Here is a 21,060-nt window from a genome sequence, read left to right as displayed (position 1 = left end):
ATGTGATCGCGGTATTTGCACTTCTGTATGCAGCAGATGCCGCCGTTGAGCCTATAGGGACACTTCTTGTTAAACGAAAGGGCGGCGAGTTACTAGAATGGCAGTGCTTAATAGTTTAACGATTAATTTCCATAATAAATCAAGTGGTTAAGCTTTTATCGTCACCAAAGACTGGTCTGCATTGGGGTGAGTCGATTTTTTCTTCTGCTGAGCGATAAGTTTTTCTGCTATTGGTATTCTGAACTCCATTCAACAGCTTAAGAATGCCACTTACACAGATCTTTTCGCGCTCTCGAACTACATGTCCGGCCTTTTTCTATGCTTAATTTACAATCCCAGGTAGGGCTTCTCTCAAAAGTTCCAACTCCTTTTTGTTTGCTTTAATCCAAAGTTTTTTCAAGTTTGGTATCGAAGCCAAGATTTCTACAGTCTCTTTAGTTTTAATTACATTTGTTTCAACAAGATACAACGCAAAAATATTTTTATTTCCACGCAACTCGTTAATACTGGACAACTGTGGGTTTCCACTGAGGTCTAAAATTTTTACGCTGTCCAGCGTTGAAATGATAGAACCAAAATCTAACTTTTGACATTTATTTAAAGATAAGTAGCTTAAATTCTGGGTGTTTCCGGTAATTTCAGAGAGTTTGCTTGCATGGGACACACTTAATGATTCAACTGAGTCTGAGCATAAATTAATTGACTCTAATGAACGAACAATGGAGCAGTTTAATGAAATTGCGACATCAACTTTTAGATTAATAACTTTGGAGTTGAATATATTTACATGCTTAATCCCGCCAACCAATTCAGATGATTCATTTTGCTCAACATAACCTTTCCGAATGAATGCCATTATGGCTTTCCAATCATCTCGCTGCCACTCAGTGTTATATACATAATCCAATATTGGTAATATAGAATCGAAGGTAGGCAATGAATTTTCCCATCTCTGCCATTCTGAAACATTTTCTGGTGCTAACTTTATATATTTCTTAAAAGATGAAATGTCCATATTATCACTTAATTAAAATTGGGTTGTCGAATTCAGAACGTTGATCTCTTCCGGTATATTTTTGCATTTCTTTTGAGAAGCGGCTCTAAATTCTGATGATTTATTCTGTCACGCTATCCCTTTACTCACTCTTATTTGAGCTGACTAAAGCTTTAAAGCGAAGGTCACTCTTGCTCAGAGGGGTAAGTGCCTCGGCTTGGGTGAGATATTGCATAGTGATGTGGATAGCATCTTGATGGTGACTAAATTCCCTAAAAATACGCTTTGCAATCAGCAGATTTAATTGATGTGTAGCTAATGAGGCATGCTCATGCTTTATCTGTAAAATAACATCTTCTAGGGAGATAGGGGGAATTTCTTCCAAGGTTATAAGAAAGGCTTTTGCGACAGTCCTGGCGTGTGATAAATAGTCTGAGTGCGCATCTAAGGCGTAAATATGCTTGAAAATGTGTTTGGCTAGGGCTTTATTGCCGTTGCGATAAAAAGATTCGCCATCAAAACAAATATCCCCTAGTCCTTCCATTATCTGTCTAGGGTTATCCGATAGAGAAAGCGCTTCAATTTCTTTTTGGTATTCCGAAAACTGATCCATATTCTCGACCTTACTGGCAATACAGTGTGACTTTTCGACTATTGAAGTGGGAAGGCTGACAATCTTAGCAAATCCACAAGGTTAAAGCGTAACGGTCTGAATAAAATCAACATCATTTCTGCAAACTCAAGCTTAATTTCGGTATAAAAAAATGCCACTACAAGGGGTTAGTGGCATAAATGCATAAGTCGGGCATACGCTTAAAAGGGTGGGTAGAAGACTGACATCTTGGCTGGGAACCGTTGCAACATCAGCCTCTACGCCGGGAAGTGGGTAAAACCTTTGGGAGTAGAGTGGTAAAACGGCGCGTTATTGCATGCTTACTGGGCCGTCGATTTTGTTAAATGTCACATCGCCAGAACCTGCCGCAAGAATCGTTAATCCCTTAGTGTTAAAGACATTAATGTTGCCTGAGCCATCTGTGATGGTCACAGCACTTTGCACATTGGCGACCTCTATGTTGCCCGAGCCGTCATCAATTGCGATATTGCCGCGAATATCGGTCACCTTGATGGCACCAGCGCCATCTTCAATGGTTAGGCTGCCGTTGATTTGGCTGATTTCAATATCACCTGAGCCATCCTCTATGTTGATATTGTTACCACCGTTGATAGTGAGTTCACCCGAACCGTCTTTGACGTTCATGTCCGACGTCATCTTGTTGATCAAAATAGCCCCTGAACTGTCATCTATATCCAGTGTAAAGTTCGCAGGGACTTGCAGTTTTAGGTCTATATAGGGCGAGTCATTGTTAGAATCTGTTTGCTCAAAGTTGGCCTTGAGCTTGGCTTTATTGGCTTTTTTCTCAAGGGTGAGAATGACTTTGCTGTCATCGTTGCCGTCCTTATTGCTATAGATGTCGGCGACGAGTTTAATTTGGCTAAGGCCTTTGACACCGATAATTTCCAAACTGCCTGCGCCAGTTTCTGCAATCAGGCCTTGTAAGTCTTGGCTATCGAGTGTGAGTTCGCGTTGTTGGTGGTCTAAGTCTGGCATGCCTGCTGCGTTCACATTAAGAATGCAGCCAGTGAGCGATACCCCAGCAGTAAAAAACACTATAAAAGCGAGGGTGAATATAAATGGGCGTAGTGACATGTTAGCTTCCTTGTTTATCTGGCACTCGATTTTTTGGGTGAGTGCTGAGTCGTCTTGCGATGTGTAAGACATTGCACAGCCCATGCCAATTTTAAGTTTCATTTATAATCAATTGGTTAAGCTGAAAGTGTCCGAGGTTAACTGTGCGGACATGTCCGCTACATGGGTGATTTACTCATAGATTAGTGAAATTGCTCATTTATTAAGTTAGTTTAAGCTCCGTAAGTCACGCGGAATCAAAAATACAAAAAAGACAAGAAGGGATGCTGATGGATTATTTAACAACAAACAAAACGGCTTGGGATGCGCGCACTCGGGTACATTTAACTTCTGATTTTTATGATGTGGCGGGCTTTCTTAGTGGTAAGACTTCGCTGCGGGAAATTGAGCTAGGTGAACTCGAGGTTGCAGGTAAAAGTTTGCTGCATCTGCAATGTCATTTCGGCTTAGACACCTTGTCGTGGGCGCGAATGGGATCGAGAGTCACTGGCGTCGATTTGTCAGAGGTCGCGATTGTTGAAGCGCAAAAGCTGGCAGAACGGACACAGTTGTCCGCCGAGTTTATCTGTAGCGATGTTTACAGTGTGGCGAGCAAGGTTGAGCCTCACGATATTGTGTTTACGTCCTATGGTGCCATTGTTTGGCTGCCGGATTTAACCCTATGGGCGCAGACGGTTGCCGACTGTTTAACACCCGGCGGACAGTTTTACATGGCCGAGTTTCATCCGGCGCAGCAGTTGTTCGATGGCTATAGCTATTTTAATCGGGGTGAGCCAGACATAGAGCAGGAAGGCACATATACCGAAAATACCGGTGATGATCAGCAAACCTTAATGTGCTGGTCGCACAGTTTATCTGAAGTGATCAATGCGTTATTGCAGGCGGGCTTAGTGTTGGAGTTTTTCCACGAGTTTGATTTCAGCCCCTATAACTGCTTTGAAGGGCTCGAAGCGCAAGAAGATGGTCGTTATGTGTTAACACACCAAGGGCAGAAGGTGCCCTTGGTGTATAGCATCAGTGCGCGTAAGCCAGCGTAATCACAGCCTTTTGTAATCGCGATGATCAACGACTACGGTAAACCGGATACTTAAGGTATTGGTTGTCGTAGTAAGGGCTGCGTTCATAGAACCAGCGTAGGCGTGCCTCAGGATCGGCGGCAAACTCGGCATTGGTCAGTGCTTTGTCGAACTCAGCTTGTAGCTTAGGATCATCTTTTAGCATCTTGGCCGCCAGTGGCTCTACCGCATAATCTTCAATGTATTCAGTACGAGTGAAGATAGGATTGAAGAAACCCCATTGCAGTAAAGAATCTGGTGATTGCGGCTCAAGCAGTAAAATCGCCAGATCACCTAGCGGTTGATCCGTACTGATTTTAATGGTGCCAGCGGGCAGAGTTGTGCTGACTTTGGTTAACTCTGACTCGGCTTTGACCGTTTGGCGGCCCTCAAAATCCTTAGTGTTAAACACGGGATTGCTGAGGGTATATTGCTGCAATTTCAACTCGGTTGGCTTTTTGAGCGTGGTCATGCGAATGCCATGCACGTTAAGACGATCAATCACTTGAGTCCATTGCGCTGGAATATAGTAAGCACTCGGACGAGTGACCTTAATGTCGGGCACTGTTTCAGCCATCACAGGCAAGTTAGGGTAAAGCTTAGGTTCACCTGTCCAGCGCACAACTTCAGCGCCACTGATGGGGCTCTTTTCAAGTTGATAATCTATGCCTTTAAAATCCCAGCCTTTTTCTAATGGTGCTAATTTCCAAGTAAGGGTGATTAGCGGTGAGGCGCGGTATTTATCTTCTTGAATCGCACTCTTAAGTTTCGTCGCCTGTTCACCCACGGTTTTGAGGGTTTGCGCTAACATCACATAAGTGCCGAGCACCCTTTGCTTAAAGGGCTTTAGGCTGTGGTTTTCAACCAGAATGGTGGGCAAATGGCGAGCATCGCCATAACCGTTAGAGAAGCGCGGGCTTGGATTCCACAGCGACATGCCTTTGTTAATATCGGCGTTATCCACGGCAAAAATCAGTGCGCCGGGAATATGGCCTTGTTCCGTTAATGCCGCTTCAACCGCAGGTCTGTAGCTGTTTTCGAGCCAGCGGTAGCTCGCAGGGCTTAAGCCTTGGGCAAGGTTATAACCAAAGGTAACATCGTATTGATAGTCGATGCCGTCAGTAACATGCACATCGATATACAGATCCGGTTGCCATACGTTGATTGCGCGCAGCATGTGCTGCATTTCTAAGCTGTCGGCCTTAGCATAATCGCGGTTAAGGTTGAGATTATTAGCCGTAGTGCGCCAGCCCATATTCACAGGGCCACGTTGATTTACACGATTAAATTCGCCGCTGCGCTCATGGGCATCAACACTAAAAATAGGCACAAACAAGAGGTTAGCTTTATCGAGCAGGGCACTTTTATCGCCTTGGATAATGTCACGTAGCAGCATCATGCCGGCATCTTTACCGTCGATTTCTCCCGCATGAATTCCCGCCTGCACTAGCACTGTTGGCTTAGTGTTTTGTTTGAGGCGTGCCGATTCATTAATGCCTTCACTGCTGGCGATATACATCCAAATATCGCGCCCTTGTGGGCTCTTACCTAAGCTCACCTTTTGTAATTTATCTGTCTCGCCCGCGAGTTTGTCGAGCCAAGCGATAGTGGCATCGTAGCTTGGACTTTCAATACCGCCACTTTGCTCAAAGGGAGTCGCCCACTCGCTATCAACACTTAACATGAGCGATTCGCTGGCGCCAGACCAAGTGATGTTTGGCGGTAAAATCGCATCGTTGACAAAGGTGTTGGCTCGTTCAGGAATGGGCGCTGGTTGTGCTTCTGGCGCTGCAACTGTGGTATCGGCCAGTACATTAGTCGCAGTTTCAGTCGCTTGGCTATTCGCTGCTGGACTTGCATCCTGTGACGTTGTGATTACTGGGGAGCCAACTGCCAATGTTTCGGTGGTAGAGGCTTGCGCCATAGTGGCTGCCGGAGTTGTTTGGGTTGTGGTTTTCGCATCATTGGCAAAAGCATTACCAGGGTACAGATTGCCCGTAGAGAGACAGGCAATGGCGATAACGGAGAAAGAAAACAAGCGCATGAAAAGAGTCCATCTATCGAATTTTTATTAGGACGGTATCTTTTCATTAAACGCCCCGTTAACGCAAGGGCGGCTAAGGGTTATCCGGCATTTCTGACATGGATTTAAGCACTAAGCGAAATGGGAAAATCGACTAAGCCGTTTTGTTGGGCGTTATCTGAGAAGCTGGCCGCTTGTGATAGGCAATGTCGATAATGGCAATGTCTTTATAAAGTGCTTCGACGGCAATCGCGAGCTGATAAATTAGCCAGCTATAACCTGTGAGCGCAAATCCCTGCGGCACTTGGTCGTTTACGGCTGTCACTGGATCTGCGGTTGATGCTTGAGTGGCTGCGACTAGGGCAAGCTGGAGTCTGTGTTGCAATTCTTGATCTAAGCATTCTGGCAGTGTCGGCAATTGTTGAGCTTTACCCGCTACAAATTCTGCAAGTTGTTGCAAATAGAAGGCAAGCTCAGAGGCAACCGCATTAATCTGCAGATAGGCGTCTTTGTCTTCTTCCTGCCAGCGGGTTAAGGGTAAGAGTTCAAGTAAGGTGATTAAGCGCACTTGTTTATTGGCTAACTGCGACAGTAGCACTTTGTGTTTTTTGAGGGTTTGACTTTCCCATTCCAAGGAGAAAAATAGTTTCTTTTGAGTGAGTACGGCTTTCATCGCAGCCTCCAGTCTAGCGCGAAAATCGAGCTCATGATTGGCGGGTGCCTTAAGATGCTCGGCTAATACTTCGGCCATATTGTCGATGGCATGGGCGAGTTGGGAGCGCCAATCTTGTTTAGCTTTAATCGGAAAAATGAACAGTGAGACCAAAATAGCAATCACGCAGCCGGAGAGGATGTTGGCCGTGCGCCATAGTGCCTCAGAGGTGTCATGGTTGGCGTCGCCGACCACGATTATGATGGTAAATCCGGCCACTAAATAGGCATAGCTATAACGTCCGGCCGAGATAAAACAAATCAAGCTAACGGCTAAGATCAGCAGGCTCATGATTAGCCAATAACTGTCCACAGTGGCAACTAACATCACCCCATAAGCTGAGCCTAAACAAGTGCCTATCGCCCTTTGTAGCGACTTTTCAATCGCGCCGCCTACCTGAGGCAAGCTCATCATAATGATCACTATCGTGACCATGCTCCAAATAAAATGCGGTGGCGCCCAAATGGCATTAATAGTGACAGCAACGAGTAAGGCTAGCCCGAGCTTTAGGGCGTGGATTGAGCGGAAATGGCGATAGATAAAGTCGGCAAAGGGTGTGGCTGGGGCAAATACAGACATAGGGCAAAATTCCTTTGAGCTAACTTAACGATGTTAATCTGGTGGCAGTATCGCAGAAAAACCGTGTCACTTGCGGCCATAGCGCCATAAAGAAATGTAAATTGCGAAATCTAGCAAATTGAGCTTAGTGGATGGCGCGGGAGAGATCACATTAACACTCAGATTAAATAGGCTTAACTGATGCGTGTAGGGCAGGCCATTATACCGTGCTGCAGATATAAAAAAGGCTTGAATAAGCGTTGCCTATTCAAGCCTATATTCAAAGTGTTTGAGTTAGCTTAAGCTGCGCTCACTATCCGCTTTAACGTCAACTTCTGTGTATTTATCCATAATCAAGGCACAAGCTGCATCGCCAGTGATATTGAGTGCGGTACGGATCATGTCAAAAACCCTGTCTAATGCAAACAGCAAAGGTAAACCATCGATAGGAATTCCCGCAGCTAACAGCACTGCCACTACTAAGAAGGATGGGCCCGGCACACCTGCTTGACCAATTGCACCTAAGGTTGAGGTGAAAATGATGGCCGCATAGGCTGTCATCGACAGATCAACGTTATACATTTGGGCGAAGAACATGGCCACTAAACCATAATAAATCGCGTTGCCGCTCATATTAATGGTGGCGCCTAACGGTAGTACAAAAGCCGTTGTTGCCTTAGAGACTTTAAGATCTTCCTCGCAGGTTTCCATATTCACTGGCAGAGTCGCCATTGAAGAGGCGGTCGATAAGGCCATTACCTGCGGCTTCTTCATTGCCGAAATAAACTGGCGCGCCGACACTCTTGAGAAGAGTTGCACCACTAATGGGAAGAAGATAAAGCCGTAGATCAGAATCGCAGCCACAAACACGGCGAATAACTTAAACACGACTTCTAGTGCATCAAAACCGAAGGTGCCGACAGAATCGGCCATCAAACCAAATACACCGATAGGGGCAATGATCATCACGCAGTTGATCATCCACACAAAGGCATCAACGACTGTGTTGAGTGCGGCCAAAATAGGTTTAGCACCATCGCCTTTAACTTTAGTCAGTGCGATGCCGAAGAAGATACTAAAGACTAAGATTTGTAATATGTTACCGCCGTTCAGCGACTCGAACACATTGGTTGGGATCATGCCGATAAAGGTATCCATTACCCCTGGTAATGCGCCATGTTCCTTGGTTACTTCCATCAAGTCTGTGCTGCTGTGGGCGGTAAAATCAACGCCTGCACCCGGTTGGAACAGATTACCCATCAAGAGTGCAAGCACAACGGCAAAGCCCGACGTGACAATAAAAAAGCCGAAAGTGCCAATGCCAATCTTACCCGCCGATGGGCTATCGCCTAAGCTCGCTGCTCCGCTGATGATAGAAACCAATACCAGTGGTATCACTAGCATTTTGATTAAATGGATGAAAATGGTTCCGAGTGGTGCAAACACACTTGCACTCTCGCCCATCATAAAACCCACCAGTGCACCGATAATCATGGCAATAACCACTTGCACACCAATGTTACCTAATAAACTCTTGCTCTTCATTCTTGCGAAACTCCCCAGTTGCCGCAGCATTTTGTGTCATGCACAGACGATTTGAACCTAGACGACTCAAGGCTTAGTGATTAAGGCTTAATCTAGGCTAAAGGTTCACTCTATGTTAAAGGCAAATGCCCGACATTTTTGACCGAGTAAAGTACCACAATTGCATAGCAGGGGATTGTGAAACATCACTAACCTTGGTTTCAAAATAACCAAAGTCTAAATCACGTTAACGTTAAATGAGGAATGCTTAAATTTATGCACTTAAAAATGAATAAAGCTTATTTTATTGTGGGTTTTTAACTTCTGGATTGATGAATTGTGATTTTGCGTTAGGTTGCAGAGTCGCGTTGGGTAGATATAACGACTGTTGAAAGTATCAATTTTAACCTTTGCGTAGTTTTTTCTGTGGTATACAACCCGTTTTTTCCATTATTTATGGATGAACTGACTGCAAGTGATTGGAAGAAGCAGATTAACTCAAAGCCATAGACTTATATTTTTTAAGCAAGTTAACATGTCACTCTGACGTTAATATGAAGGAGACATTGGTGGATATAGGATCATTCCTTGGCGAATCAGAGCCGTTAAAAAACTGGATTAATAAGTGTATTACTCAGCGAGGCTTACAATATTGGCTCGTTTATCAAGATACTGCGGAAAATGAAATTCTCCAACTGACCACGCGGCTACTGCCAATTGTCGATGATATGAGGGATTGGTCTAATGAAGAAATCGATGAGTTTGAAGATAGTCTGATAAACAATGGTTATTGCTATCTGCTCAATATGGATCAAATCGAGGATGTAATCGATAATATTAAGCAGCAAAAAGCTCAGCCCAGTGAACAGGAACTACTTGAAGCTATTATCTTTTACTATGAGCGAGATGCGTTTATAAGCCTTTAATCGGTGCTAATTTGCTTGATGGCGCTATGGGTGACGAGTCGCCCCTACGTTACCTTGGCGCTTAGCCACTTAAGATGAGCCCAGATAAACGCCCCGAAATGTCACTTCAGGGGCGCGGATGGATTAAGGTTTACTTTGCTAAGGACTTAAAGTGGTTGTACAGCGTATTGCTGAAACTGCTGTCGTAGGTGAAGCGATAAAACTGTTTATTTACTGATGTATCAAAAGCCTTGTTTAGCTCAACTTCGGTCAGCAAGTAAGGGCTGACTAGGTAGTAGTGTGCACTAACCATTTCGCGCTCAATAGGGTCTTCAACTATTTGAGTTATGGTCAACAGCTGCTCATTACTTGGACTGGTACTAATGCCCCATTCATATTGCGCTTCGGGTTGGCCGAAACTATCGAGAAGAGTGAACTTATTGGGCGTATCTTGAATATACCCGTCAGGGTAAGCGTACGACCAGAAGAGTTGCACTAGCAGCTTAGAGTACATCTGACTTGCTGTTGCAACATCAGTTTCATGTTTGATGGGAGCTTCATTGCGGCAAATCACATCGGCAACTTGCTTAAGATCCATACGATATATCTGTGCAGGCCAAGCGAGTGGCGCCAGTTTAAGATCCGCAGGGAGGTTCACTAGCAAATCTTGCCAGTCAGCGGCACTGTTTTGGTACTTCTGAAAATTCATTTGGATTTCGACATCAGTGCCAGCGTAGACGGTTTTTAATAGGTTGCCCTCGATGATCGGCTCTTTACTGGCATAACCTTGATCGTTACGTGTGGAATTAATCCATTTTTGCATCGGCTCATTCCAACATTCGGTTTCAGTATCCTCTTGAGATGTTTTTTCGATGAGCATAGCGACTTTACCTGAGATTACGCCAGTAAGGCTTTGCTTATCAACACCATAATCCAAGGTGATAAAATGACTGTTGCGTACGGTTTGTATACTGAGTACGTGTAATTCGCCTGCTTGATTGTGCATACTGCTATACACATTATCCCAGTCAACACTGTTCATGGCTTTGTCATCAACCGGCGCTTCCATATAACCGAAGGACACTAAGGTGCTTTCCACCTTATTAGTGACGGCAACAGGATTGGTTTGCAGATAAGCATCAGTGCCAAATCCATACCCTAGGATTAAATTCTCGAAGGCTTCAAATGCGGCGATTAACACTTCGATGGCTGCCAAAATTTCCACTGTGCGCTCATTGGTGAGATTTAGCAGATAATCGTGTAACAGCAGCGTGTCGATAAATGTCGGTTGCAGGGTGATTTCGGGCGAAAGACTAAATAAATCGGCTTCAACTTGTTTAAATCCACTGGCGTATAAGGTTTTTAGTTTTGCTCGGAACTCAATCACTTGCTGTGGCGTTAAGTCGGCCTCAATCATCTTGCGATAGCGTGAAAATTCAATATTAGTCAGCGCATTGATATGACCCGCATGATCGGGCAGGGCAACGATATTCATGCCGCCAGTGGTGGCGTTGGTGTTAGCTGCGGCGGAGCTCATCGCCAATGCTGAGCGTGCAGATGACGCCGCGTTATCAATCCAATTGGCCAACAGGTAATAGTTAGGTTTTTCGGTCTCGCTTTTCCAATCTATTTGATATTTACCATCGGTATCCGTCGTTGTGCTAGGTTCGCCCTCAGAGCAGCTTAAATCCTGGTTAAGATCGACGCACACGTTGGCCCCCGCGATAGCGCCGATATAAGTGACCTGACCTGTGACTTTATGTGCGTATTCTGTGGGTGGCGTCGGCTCTGGGATCGGTGTTGTATCATCTTTATCGTCCGAGCCAGAACATGCCGTCAGCAAACTGGTGGCGATAAGCAAAGAGAGCAGTTTAGGTTTAAACATCTTGTATCCTTACGTGAATATACTCGGCAACTTCCATCGCCATTATTTAAGCTGTGTCTATTTTATTTTAATATGAATCAATATCTTGGAGCGTTTTTCTATTGTTCAAATGTGATTAGCTTTACATTGGGTACGATGACGGGGTAGGCAATAGCGGATAGTAATTGAGAACGCTTTTGATGAGACGTTTACCATTTTTTAGAGAAATCCCTTTCGCTACGACTTAACATCCAATCCTGTAATTAACTCAGGCGACTGTTGTGCTAGTGTTAATTGCTTGTGTATTTTCCTTTCTGTTTAAAAATCAAACAAGTATGCAAAAGTATGCAAAAGTATGAAAGGTGCATACTTAGCTTGAAGATTTTAATGAGAGACTTGAGCTGGTTAGATCGCACATTCCAGCATTAACAGCGGTATGCCATTGGTTTCTGCTTGTTGCATACGTTCTGCCATTTCTGTTGGACTCAGTCCAGGATGGATAGGAATAAGCTTTTTTGATGCCAATAATGTTTTGAGTTCAGCGCAATTCACTGTTTTGTCAATGCTGATGGTCTGGACGTTAAGTTCGATTAAGCTTGGCCAATTATTTGAGCTAATGCGGCTGAGGAACAGGCTATCGAGTTTTATGTTTTTACCCGAAAAGTCAGTGACCTTCATATCGGTCAGCATTAAGGTTTTAAGATTATTACTGTTCAGATTACCGAGTGTGCTGATCGTGCCACCTTTTAAGCTTAGGGTGTCGAGATTGTTAAAGGCGCTGAGATCTTGCAACGTCACTATGTCTGTGGGGTTAAATTGGCAGTTAAGCAGACTGAGTTCTTGGCTCTGCTGAATAGTGAAGAGTTTAGTTTGTTTTTGGATGCAGTCATTAAGTGGCATATTGCTGAATTTAACGGCGGATATCGGTTGTGAAATTTCAGTAGCGAGCTCCGTTTCAGGCTCATCAGACTCGCTATTGTCTGGCCCAATATCCTCTTCGAGGGCTTGTTCATCTCCCATATCATCGAGTATTGGCGCATCATCTTTAGCCATTTCATCTGCCATATTTTGTGATGCAGTTGGGTGGGGCAAGCCCTGTTTAGCAGCAAATGCATTGATCAAGGCGTTGGCTATTGCATCCCCTTTCTCGCCTGTGAGTCCATCGACAATAGCTGGTGTATCATCGCCTAAAACACAGAGCCGAAATCGATGAAACAGACTCGTTAAGGTGTTTACCCGTGCCTGATTAATATTCATGTCCATTAAGGTTGGAAAAGCGTCGCCTAGGTTTTGGAGTTTAGGGTAAGTGTTGAGCCTATCCACATAGGCGTTGAGCTCTTTGATTTGTGTTCTGAAATCTGCCACAAGTTCTGGTTGATGGCATTGACTCGCATGCGGAACTTGCTGCTGTAATTCTTTAAAATACCTAAGGTACTCATTCGCTAACGTAAGCTGTTGCTTTGCCTTAATCGCCAGACGTTGAGGAATGCCTTCCCTTATAACGGCAAGTGCATCGCCTTGATGACGATCTAACGCATCGTCAATTTTGTCCTCAGGCGCTGTTTCCCCTAATGCAATGGCTTGCTCTATGAGTGGTACTGTTTGGCTGTCAAAAGTCGCCAAAGCCTGATCTCTATCCTGTGCGGCGCTAGCAGGAAAAATACTGCAGGCAAGTAAACTACACAGTGCAATAATTCTTATCTTTTCCATAAGTATCAATATCCGTTTAGCTTCAATTTTCAGATTATTTTAAAACATACATAGTAGGTTCCAGTTAGCTAAGCAGGGGAACATTGCAAAATGTTGATAATTGCTTACCTATCGCCTGTATTTGGTGCAAGTCACCATATTGAAATTTCAATGGTTCAATTTGAGTATCCATCACTATCAACAAATCATACCCATGGGGCTGGCCGAGACGTTGCCGTATTTGAAATGCTGCGATGTGGTTGATGGGGATGACTTGTTGAGTTAGCGGATAGAGCGAACTGACTTTAGTGGTGATCAGTTGTCGTTCGAGATCAATCTGAATACGCCTTCGAGCAAATAGCAGATGCCAACTAAGAAGTGCAATGAATGACCAGATAATCACTTCGCCATAGGACCAATGTTCAAAACCTAGTGCGTTAAATAAGGTGATTGAAGCGACTAGGCTTGCAAAAATCCAGCGCCCAATGGTTTGTGCTCGAGTTTTAGCCATGATTGCTATGGTCGGTGAGAGTTGTTTAAAGTGCATCGCTATAGGCTTCCAATAAACTTCATCGCAAAGCCAAACACCATAATAAATGGCAGCGGATAAAACAGTTTAAGTATTAATTTGGGGTGCCAAAGTGGTTCGATATCTGCCGAAGGCGGACGATGAGTAGGATTGTCATTCTCTTTAGCGTCAATCGCTTGTGCGCTATATCCATCGGCCGTGTTGATGGTGTCGACCTCTTGCGCGATAGGTTTATCCTGACCATTTAGCGAGAGTGACGCGATAAATGGTTCATTCGATGAGAGTATGTCTAGCTCACGGATATTGGGAAATTGGGTGATTTGCTCTTTGGCAGAGAGATTAAATGTCTGTGCAAAGAACATCATAGCTTGGGTGGTATCGGTTAAACCCCCGATGGGGTACACAAGATTATGCAACTTAAGCTCATATTGATTTCTTTTATAGCTATCGTGGCGCAGTAGTAACTCGGTAGATTTCAGTGGGGCTAGGTAGGCTTTTTTGAAGTGATAACCCAAAAATTGTGATTGTACGAAACGTTGCTGACTTGGATTATCAAGTACCAAATGCTGCTTGAACGCCCAGAGAATGAGCACTACAGGTAGCAACAATGCCACCACAAACTGGTAAAAAGTCTGTTCACCGCCGTCGAGGGTTATCGCCATGATAAGAGATGCCGAAAGTGGCAATAGCGCCAATAATGCTAACCCTCGACGAACATAATGGCTTTTAGTTGCAAGGCGAAGCTGTTCAGGTAATCCATCAGGATTGATAAATCTTGGAGCTTTTTTAGATAATTGCGAATACTGCATCACTACCTTGCCTTTATGTCGTTGGCTGTTTTAGGTCACTTACGGCAATTTGGAGAGGAACCAACCTTCTTGCGTCTCGACAAATTTGCAACTGACCGAGGCTTGTTCATTGGGGCTGGTGATCAGCAGTTTAACTCTTGCCTCTTGGATAGCGCCTTTTTGCCGTTTAAATTCATCTGCTTGGCTGTAGCTCACGCCTTTGGGAGTAATTTCATCCATGGTTCGGTCAACATACCAGCGCTTGTGGGAGCGTTGCAAAATCTCGCCAGCATATTCCTGTTCTTTTTGAGTTGGTGCGTACGGCATAAGAGCGATAAAGGCCGCTAGGTCTTGGGTCTTAATAAAATCGAAAGTGCCTAAGCAGCGTTGGGTTAATTCATCGTCTAATTTTTGATTTACTGCTTGCACACATAGAGGCATAAATAAAAGGGCGATTATGGATAGAGCGCGGGCAGAGTGGGGTAGTCGCAAAATAAACATCCTTGTGATGAAAGTGAATCTCGGCTAACAGACAGGCTAAGCGATTGACATCTAATATGTTGTTAGCCTGTTTTTTTCGCCAGTTATTTTTGCGTGTAGAGTTCATCATCACAATCACGCTAAAGTATTAACTTGTTTCTGATTTGTTATTTGATACTGCATTTAGTGTTAACTTGCTCACCAGTATTTCTATGGAGGGTAAATATTAATGCGTGTTTTCAGTTCAGGTTGCTTAGTGGGTTTATTGGCGTTATCAATGGGTACTTTTACGTCGTTGCCGTTAAAGGCGGCCGATGAGGAATTATTTACACTGTTTCCTACGGCAAAGTTAAAAGAAGAGCTGACTCGCCACTATGTTGAGTATCCTTTTATTATCAGCGTTGGCGAGAGTAGAGCGGACTTTAGCTTTAAGCCGATATTTGGCCAGTTACAGCAGCAAACATACGAATTAGCACCTGAATATAGTCCTAACCATATACTCGATAATTATCGGGCTCAATTGAAAAAGCTTGGCGGTGAAGTATTATTCGAGTGTCGTCTTGAAACGTGCGGTAATACTCGGATATTGCGAGAGAATATTGCCTTGTTGGATGGCGTGATTGGTGTCGATAATGGTTATTTATTCGCTCGAGTTAAGCATGAGCAGAAAGAGTTTTATACTGCGGTACAAACTGCAAGCACGACTAATTCTTATGCAACTATCCATATCACGACCTTAGAAGTTGTGCCTGAACCTTTAGGTTTAGTCACTGCTAATGCGGCATTTTTACAACAAGCACCTAAGCAGATTGAGTTTAATGACAATGTACAAAAGGACACTGAAGGTGCTGAAGATCATCCGTTGCTAAGTCGCTTAAAGGGCGCTGTGATTCATGAATTTAAACGTCAGGGTTTTGCTAGCACAGCTTTCGTATCTGCTATGGATGCTGCCAACAAACCTGTGGTGGTGGAGCGTGCAGGTAAGCTGACTCAGAATGGTTATCAGTTGCCAAAGGAATACTCAAGTTATGAGGTGTTTAGCAACTATAAAGCAGCGCTGACTAAACTCGGCTTCGAGGCGCAATTTGAGTGTAAGGGAGAGGCCTGTGGCCCTGAAAGAAAATTTGTCGAGGCAATTGATTCTTTAGTCAATATTGGTAATGAAGAGAGCCAGTTTTATGGCTGGTATACCTTAACTCGCCCCGAGGGCAATGTGCATGTAAGTACTTATACCATTGGCTTTATTGGCGGCTTATGGACAGAGTTACGGGTATTGGAAGAAACTCAACTTAAGGATGACCGTGTCGGTATCAACCTTGCGGCTTTGACTGATCAAATTGAAGCTAAAGGACATGTCACCCTAGAAGGGCTGTTATTTGAGTACGATAGCGACAAGTTATTACCAGAAGCTCTGCCCGTTGTGGAAGTGCTGGCGAGTTATTTAAGCGCTAACCCAAGCCGCGCATTTTATGTGGTTGGCCACACTGATGACAAAGGCAACCAAGCTTATAACCAAGGTTTGTCACAACGTCGTGCTGTTGCAGTCGTCAAGTTGCTTACCGCAAGTCATGGTATTAAAACTCAACAGCTTGAAGCTGTGGGTATTGGCGAGCATGCGCCCATTGCCAGCAATAATGATGAGGCGGGGCAACAACAGAATCGTCGAGTAGAGTTAGTGCTGAGATCGGATACTAAGTAAACACAATAGCTTGATTCAATAGATATAAAAATGGCGCTCACAGTTAACTAAGTGGGCGCCATTTTTGTTTATCTGTGATCGCTCAGCCGAAAATCTCAGCCAAGCGATATTCACACTAAGATAGTGCCGGGAAGGAGAGCGAGCTGCCAATCCCTAGAGGCAAGCCTAAGGCCCAATATGCCAGTAAGAAACCGCTCCAAAGTAAAAGAAAACTGATTGAAAACGGTAACATCAGTGCCACTAAGGTGCCGATGCCTGATTCCTTAACGTATTTTTGGCAAAACACCACAATTAACGGAAAGTAAGGCATCAGTGGGGTGATGATATTAGTGGATGAGTCGCCCACTCGGTAAGCGGCTTGAGTCAAATCCGGTGATACACCCAGCTCCATTAACATGGGCACCATAATGGCACCAATCAATGCCCATTTGGCTGAAGCGGAACCCACTAATAGATTGACGAACGCCGTGAGAAACACAATTCCCACCAAAGTCACACCCATAGGAAGGGCTAATTCCTTTAACGCCAACGCGCCTTTAATGGCCATTAACGCGCCTAAATTAGATTGACCAAAAGCATAAATAAACTGGGCGCAGAAGAAGGCCATCACGATGTAATAACCCATGCCGCTCATGGATTTGCTCATGCCTTGAATAATGGCTCTGTGGTTGTTTGCCGTGCCAGCGGCATAGCCATACACTATGCCGGGCACGAGGAAGAACACAAAAATAATCGCCACAATGGAGCGCATTAAGGGGGCTGAAGCACTGGTTAAGGCGCCGTCAGTAGCACGCCAAGCAGAATGTTCACCATAGGCGGTTAATACTAATCCTAATGCACACAACAACATGGCGGCCATGGCGAATTTGAGTCCGCGGCGCTCATGGGGTTGCAGTTCATCTAGGGTTGGGAGCGTGCTGGGATCGCCATTCACCGCAGTGTTTTTTAGGCGCGGCTCGATAACTTTATCCGTTAAGAACCAGCCAACTAAGATAATTAAAATGGCAGAAGCCGAAGTAAAAAAGATGTTATTCAGTGGGTTAATCGTTAATGTGGCGGCCGCGGGATCGGCCGATAATCTTGCCGCTGCCTGAGTTAAGCCCGCTAACATAGGATCAAGGCTGGATGGCACGCCAACGGTTGCAGAAAAACCGCCGGATACGCCAGCGAAAGCGGCGGCAATACCGGCTAAGGGATGACGACCCGCGGCATAGAAGATCACCGCGCCGAGTGGGATAACGAGTACATAACCCGCATCAACCGCGACATGGCTTAGAATACCCACGGCTATCAATACCGGAGTGAGTAACATCTTGGGGGTAATAGATAAAATGGAGCGCAGCCCTGCATTAATAAAGCCAGTATGTTCAGCAACGCCTAGGCCCAGCATGGCCACAAGCACCACACCTAGCGGCGGGAAAGTGACAAAGGTCGTGACTATCGCCGAGGTAAAAGCGGTTAACGCACCACCATCAAGCATATTGACGACTTGAATCGGGTTACCAGTACGAGGGTCGATTTCATCAAAACTGACACCCGATAATCCCCAAGAGATCAACCAGACTAAGCCCAGAAACATCGCAAATAATACCGCCGGATCAGGCAGTTTATTGCCGACGACTTCGACGCCATTGAGAAATCGCTGGAATCCAGTGACAGGTTTATGATTTTCCATTTGGGTGCCGCTTCCTAAAAAATGATGATTGTTATCGGTGATTATAAAAACGCAGCATTAATTTAAGCTTGGTTTAACTAATCGATAAGAAATAAAACACATAAAAATCTATCGTAGTGGCTTTAGTGTGGGTGGATTTAATCATCACTAAATCAATTTAGCCGCAAATAAAAAGCGCGGGTTCATGACAGAACCCGCGCTTTTTTACTCAACAATGTGTTTGATTACATTATCCGAATGGATCCACTACGCGCTTATGCTTTTGGGCCTGCATTGCGGATAGCGTCTGACACTTGATACTTAGCGAAGTTTTTAGTGAAAGCTTCGGCCAACTTCTGGGCGTATTCGGCATATAGCGCTTTATCGCCCCAAGTGTTGATTGGATTGAGTAAATTGCTGTCTACACCACTTACTGCCACAGGAACGGCGAGGTTCAAGGTGTCTAAGTGGACGGTTTCAACATCTTTCAACTCACCGCTGACAATCGCATCGACGATGGCGCGGGTGGTGGGGATGTCAAAACGTTTACCTACACCGTGTGGGCCACCAGTCCAACCAGTGTTGACTAAGTACACTTGGCTGCCGAAGGACTCAATGCGCTTCATCAACAGTTCTGCGTACACGCCAGCAGGGCGTGGGAAGAAAGGTGCGCCGAAGCACGTTGAGAAGGTGGATTGAATCGCCGAGGTTGAGCCGATTTCAGTCGAACCTACTTTGGCGGTATAGCCAGACAAGAAGTGGTATGCCGCTTGTTCTTTGGTCAGGATAGAAACCGGTGGTAATACGCCAGATACGTCGCAGGTTAAGAATACAACCGCATGTGGCTCAGCGCCGCAGTTGTCTTCTTTACGTTGGGCGATGTGCTCCAGCGGATAGGCTGCGCGAGTATTTTCCGTTAGGCTGCTGTCTTTGTAGTTAGGTACGCGGTGTTCGTCCATCACGACGTTTTCAAGCACAGTGCCGAAACGAATCGCATCCCAAATCACGGGCTCATTCTTCAGGCTTAAATCGATACATTTGGCGTAGCAACCGCCTTCAATATTGAATACGCCGCCGGGTGCCCAGCCGTGTTCATCGTCACCGATAAGGAAGCGTTTTGGATCGGCAGAGAGTGTGGTTTTACCTGTGCCAGATAAACCGAAAAATAGCGTAGTGTCGCCATCTTTACCTACGTTGGCTGAGCAGTGCATAGGTAGCACGCCTTGGGCTGGCAGTAGGAAGTTCTGCACTGAGAACATAGACTTTTTCATTTCGCCAGCGTATTTCAGGCCGGCAAGCAGCACTTTACGTTCAGTGAAGTTTAAAATCACGGTCGCATCTGAGTTAGTGCCATCACGTTCTGGTACGCAAACAAAGTCAGGGGCATTGATGATCTGCCACACTGGTTTGTCTTTACGATTAAATTCTTCAGGAATGATAAATAGATTGCGGGCGAACAGTTGGTGCCAAGCGTATTGCGTGGTGACTCGTACTGGTTGGTAATGTTCAGTGTCAGCACCGACTTCGAGATCAGATACAAACAGTTCTTTATCGGCTAGGTAAGCTTCAACCCGTGCCCATAAACCTTCAAAAGCACCTGGATCGAAAGCCTGATTGACTGGGCCCCATTCGATATCAGCTTCTGAACTGGGTTCTCTTACAATGAAACGATCGCCAGGTGAGCGACCGCTGCGAGCGCCTGTTTTAGCAACTAATGCGCCATTGGCTGTCAATTCACCTTCGCCGCGTAGCAGGGCAAATTCGACAAGTTGTGCTGTTGAGGGGTTAAAGTGAACGCGGTTTAATCCATCCGCCATAGTGAGGTCTCCATTTGATTTGTAAGGTTATTTTAATATCGATCGTCTGCCGATTTAATTTTATTTATCGCCTGAGTCGTGCTAGGTGACAAAGTGAGGGCGATTGTAGCCTAAGCCGAGTGCAATGTGTGAGGGGATTATAGGTATGAATAAAAAATGGGCGCCAAATAGGGCGCCCATTTTTTAGCGGGAGTCGTTTTACTGCTGGGTTGTTGATGTTTGACCGTTAGCAAATAAGGTTGCTACGTCTATGGCATCAAAGGTGTATTTAGCGTGGCAATATTCGCAACCCATTTCTATCTTGCCATCTTCGGCGAGTATGGCTTCGATTTCTGCTTGATCTAAGGTCTTGATCGCGCCGGCACTGCGCTCATGGGAACAAGTGCATTTAAAGCTCACATCGATAGGATCAAATAAGCGTACTTCTTCCTGATGATAGAGGCGATGTAACACGCTTTCTGCATCAAGAGTAAATAGCTCTTCGGCCTTGATGGTCGACGTCAGTTGGCTCAAGTGTTCGAAGTCGGCGTTGTGATCTTGCTGGCTTGGCAGAATTTGTAGGAACATGCCCGCCGCTTGTTTGCCGTCGGCAAATAACCAAATTCCAGTAGGTAACTGCTCAGATTGATTGAAGTATTCTTCAACACAGGCAGCAAGCGTTGGCTTGTCTAGTGCAACGACACCTTGGTAGCGTTCACCTTCGTCGGGTGTTAAGGTGATGACCATATAGCCTTGGCCGAAGAGTTCTGTGAGGCTAGCATCATCGGCGAGTTCAGCATTCCAGCGAGCCACACCGCGTAACTCTTGTAAATTGTTACCGTTGATCACCGCTAAAGAAACAGGGCCGTTGCCTTGTAACTGTACGCTGATATCACCGCTAAATTTCAATGTAGCGGTTAATAGTGAGGTGGCTGCCATTAATTCACCCAGTAGCACTTGCAGTACGGCTGGGTATTCTTGGGCGCTGATCACTTGTTGATAGCTGTCTTGTAACTGTACCAGTTCACCGCGCACATCGGCATTATCGAACAAGTAGCGGTGTAAAGTATCTTGGTTCATCG

17 protein-coding genes are annotated in these 21,060 nt (G+C 45.2%); 3 read left to right on the top strand and 14 right to left on the bottom strand.

Annotation, left to right across the window (positions count from 1 at the left end):
* Positions 1–322 precede the first annotated feature (322 nt).
* The 3 genes from L5M11_RS11520 to L5M11_RS11510 form a co-directional block, all read right to left on the bottom strand.
* Positions 323–1,015, bottom strand: coding sequence for a hypothetical protein (locus tag L5M11_RS11520; RefSeq protein ID WP_263192133.1), 693 nt, complete (start codon positions 1,013–1,015; stop codon positions 323–325).
* A 121-nt stretch (positions 1,016–1,136) separates the two neighbouring features.
* Positions 1,137–1,607, bottom strand: coding sequence for a hypothetical protein (locus L5M11_RS11515; protein WP_219251733.1), 471 nt, complete (start codon positions 1,605–1,607; stop codon positions 1,137–1,139).
* A gap of 309 nt (positions 1,608–1,916) precedes the next feature.
* The gene (locus L5M11_RS11510) at positions 1,917–2,702 is read right to left on the bottom strand and encodes a hypothetical protein (RefSeq protein ID WP_263183200.1); all 786 of its coding nucleotides are present in this window, start codon (positions 2,700–2,702) and stop codon (positions 1,917–1,919) included.
* Positions 2,703–2,971: 269 nt separating this feature from the next.
* Here L5M11_RS11510 and L5M11_RS11505 point away from each other — a divergent pair, with 269 nt between their 5' ends.
* Positions 2,972–3,739 (top strand): class I SAM-dependent methyltransferase, encoded by a 768-nt coding sequence (locus L5M11_RS11505; RefSeq protein WP_263183199.1) that lies wholly within the window; start codon positions 2,972–2,974, stop codon positions 3,737–3,739.
* A 25-nt stretch (positions 3,740–3,764) separates the two neighbouring features.
* Here the strand turns inward: L5M11_RS11505 and L5M11_RS11500 are convergent, their stop codons facing one another.
* The 3 genes from L5M11_RS11500 to L5M11_RS11490 all read right to left on the bottom strand — a co-directional run bounded on the left by L5M11_RS11500 (position 3,765) and on the right by L5M11_RS11490 (position 8,595).
* A complete protein-coding gene (locus tag L5M11_RS11500) occupies positions 3,765–5,801 on the bottom strand; it encodes a M14 family metallopeptidase (RefSeq protein WP_263192132.1) in 2,037 nt (678 codons plus the stop codon).
* Positions 5,802–5,934: 133 nt separating this feature from the next.
* A complete protein-coding gene (locus L5M11_RS11495) occupies positions 5,935–7,071 on the bottom strand; it encodes an FUSC family protein (RefSeq protein WP_263192131.1) in 1,137 nt (378 codons plus the stop codon).
* Between the two features lie 273 nt (positions 7,072–7,344).
* Complete coding sequence (locus L5M11_RS11490; protein ID WP_131525701.1) at positions 7,345–8,595, bottom strand: dicarboxylate/amino acid:cation symporter; 1,251 nt, start codon at positions 8,593–8,595, stop codon at positions 7,345–7,347.
* Between the two features lie 548 nt (positions 8,596–9,143).
* Here L5M11_RS11490 and L5M11_RS11485 point away from each other — a divergent pair.
* Positions 9,144–9,500 carry a hypothetical protein gene (locus L5M11_RS11485; RefSeq protein WP_263147090.1) on the top strand — a complete coding sequence of 119 codons (357 nt, stop codon included), beginning with the start codon at positions 9,144–9,146 and terminating at the stop codon, positions 9,498–9,500.
* A gap of 130 nt (positions 9,501–9,630) precedes the next feature.
* Here the strand turns inward: L5M11_RS11485 and L5M11_RS11480 are convergent, their stop codons facing one another.
* From L5M11_RS11480 to L5M11_RS11460, 5 genes are all read right to left on the bottom strand, one after another.
* Positions 9,631–11,364: a hypothetical protein gene (locus L5M11_RS11480; protein ID WP_263147086.1), complete on the bottom strand. Its 1,734-nt coding sequence runs from the start codon at positions 11,362–11,364 to the stop codon at positions 9,631–9,633.
* A gap of 384 nt (positions 11,365–11,748) precedes the next feature.
* Positions 11,749–13,053 (bottom strand): hypothetical protein, encoded by a 1,305-nt coding sequence (locus L5M11_RS11475; RefSeq protein WP_263192130.1) that lies wholly within the window; start codon positions 13,051–13,053, stop codon positions 11,749–11,751.
* A gap of 64 nt (positions 13,054–13,117) precedes the next feature.
* Complete coding sequence (locus tag L5M11_RS11470) at positions 13,118–13,579, bottom strand: hypothetical protein (RefSeq protein ID WP_263192129.1); 462 nt, start codon at positions 13,577–13,579, stop codon at positions 13,118–13,120.
* 2 nt (positions 13,580–13,581) lie between these two features.
* Positions 13,582–14,370, bottom strand: coding sequence for a hypothetical protein (locus L5M11_RS11465; RefSeq protein WP_263192128.1), 789 nt, complete (start codon positions 14,368–14,370; stop codon positions 13,582–13,584).
* 39 nt (positions 14,371–14,409) lie between these two features.
* Entirely contained in the window at positions 14,410–14,778 is a 369-nt protein-coding gene (locus L5M11_RS11460; RefSeq protein ID WP_263192127.1) for a hypothetical protein, read from the bottom strand.
* A gap of 280 nt (positions 14,779–15,058) precedes the next feature.
* Between L5M11_RS11460 and L5M11_RS11455 the strand changes: the two genes are divergently transcribed.
* A complete protein-coding gene (locus tag L5M11_RS11455) occupies positions 15,059–16,528 on the top strand; it encodes an OmpA family protein (protein ID WP_263192125.1) in 1,470 nt (489 codons plus the stop codon).
* Positions 16,529–16,643: 115 nt separating this feature from the next.
* Here L5M11_RS11455 and L5M11_RS11450 read toward each other — a convergent pair whose 3' ends face one another.
* From L5M11_RS11450 to hslO, 3 genes are all read right to left on the bottom strand, one after another.
* On the bottom strand, positions 16,644–18,203 hold the full coding sequence (locus tag L5M11_RS11450; RefSeq protein WP_263183184.1) for an AbgT family transporter: 1,560 nt from the start codon (positions 18,201–18,203) through the stop codon (positions 16,644–16,646).
* Positions 18,204–18,457: 254 nt separating this feature from the next.
* Complete coding sequence (locus tag L5M11_RS11445) at positions 18,458–19,999, bottom strand: phosphoenolpyruvate carboxykinase (protein WP_263192123.1); 1,542 nt, start codon at positions 19,997–19,999, stop codon at positions 18,458–18,460.
* 198 nt (positions 20,000–20,197) lie between these two features.
* The gene (hslO, locus tag L5M11_RS11440) at positions 20,198–21,058 is read right to left on the bottom strand and encodes an Hsp33 family molecular chaperone HslO (RefSeq protein WP_105250990.1); all 861 of its coding nucleotides are present in this window, start codon (positions 21,056–21,058) and stop codon (positions 20,198–20,200) included.
* Positions 21,059–21,060 lie beyond the last annotated feature (2 nt).

Source organism: Shewanella sp. SM87, assembly GCF_025653705.1.
Classification (GTDB): Bacteria; Pseudomonadota; Gammaproteobacteria; order Enterobacterales; family Shewanellaceae; genus Shewanella; species Shewanella oncorhynchi.
The sequence above is the reverse complement of the archived record's forward strand: the minus strand, read 5'-3'. Positions and strand labels throughout refer to the sequence as shown.

What these genes read in the sequence shown, in the direction of transcription:
- L5M11_RS11500 (WP_263192132.1), bottom strand. Translation starts at nt 5,801, where the DNA reads ATGCGCTTGTTTTCTTTCTCCGTTATCGCCATTGCCTGTCTCTCTACG.
- L5M11_RS11495 (WP_263192131.1), bottom strand. Translation starts at nt 7,071, where the DNA reads ATGTCTGTATTTGCCCCAGCCACACCCTTTGCCGACTTTATCTATCGC.
- L5M11_RS11475 (WP_263192130.1), bottom strand. Translation starts at nt 13,053, where the DNA reads ATGGAAAAGATAAGAATTATTGCACTGTGTAGTTTACTTGCCTGCAGT.
- L5M11_RS11480 (WP_263147086.1), bottom strand. Translation starts at nt 11,364, where the DNA reads ATGTTTAAACCTAAACTGCTCTCTTTGCTTATCGCCACCAGTTTGCTG.
- L5M11_RS11445 (WP_263192123.1), bottom strand. Translation starts at nt 19,999, where the DNA reads ATGGCGGATGGATTAAACCGCGTTCACTTTAACCCCTCAACAGCACAA.
- L5M11_RS11465 (WP_263192128.1), bottom strand. Translation starts at nt 14,370, where the DNA reads ATGCAGTATTCGCAATTATCTAAAAAAGCTCCAAGATTTATCAATCCT.
- L5M11_RS11450 (WP_263183184.1), bottom strand. Translation starts at nt 18,203, where the DNA reads ATGGAAAATCATAAACCTGTCACTGGATTCCAGCGATTTCTCAATGGC.
- L5M11_RS11455 (WP_263192125.1), top strand. Translation starts at nt 15,059, where the DNA reads ATGCGTGTTTTCAGTTCAGGTTGCTTAGTGGGTTTATTGGCGTTATCA.
- L5M11_RS11515 (WP_219251733.1), bottom strand. Translation starts at nt 1,607, where the DNA reads ATGGATCAGTTTTCGGAATACCAAAAAGAAATTGAAGCGCTTTCTCTA.
- L5M11_RS11505 (WP_263183199.1), top strand. Translation starts at nt 2,972, where the DNA reads ATGGATTATTTAACAACAAACAAAACGGCTTGGGATGCGCGCACTCGG.
- hslO (WP_105250990.1), bottom strand. Translation starts at nt 21,058, where the DNA reads ATGAACCAAGATACTTTACACCGCTACTTGTTCGATAATGCCGATGTG.
- L5M11_RS11490 (WP_131525701.1), bottom strand. Translation starts at nt 8,595, where the DNA reads ATGAAGAGCAAGAGTTTATTAGGTAACATTGGTGTGCAAGTGGTTATT.
- L5M11_RS11520 (WP_263192133.1), bottom strand. Translation starts at nt 1,015, where the DNA reads ATGGACATTTCATCTTTTAAGAAATATATAAAGTTAGCACCAGAAAAT.
- L5M11_RS11510 (WP_263183200.1), bottom strand. Translation starts at nt 2,702, where the DNA reads ATGTCACTACGCCCATTTATATTCACCCTCGCTTTTATAGTGTTTTTT.
- L5M11_RS11470 (WP_263192129.1), bottom strand. Translation starts at nt 13,579, where the DNA reads ATGCACTTTAAACAACTCTCACCGACCATAGCAATCATGGCTAAAACT.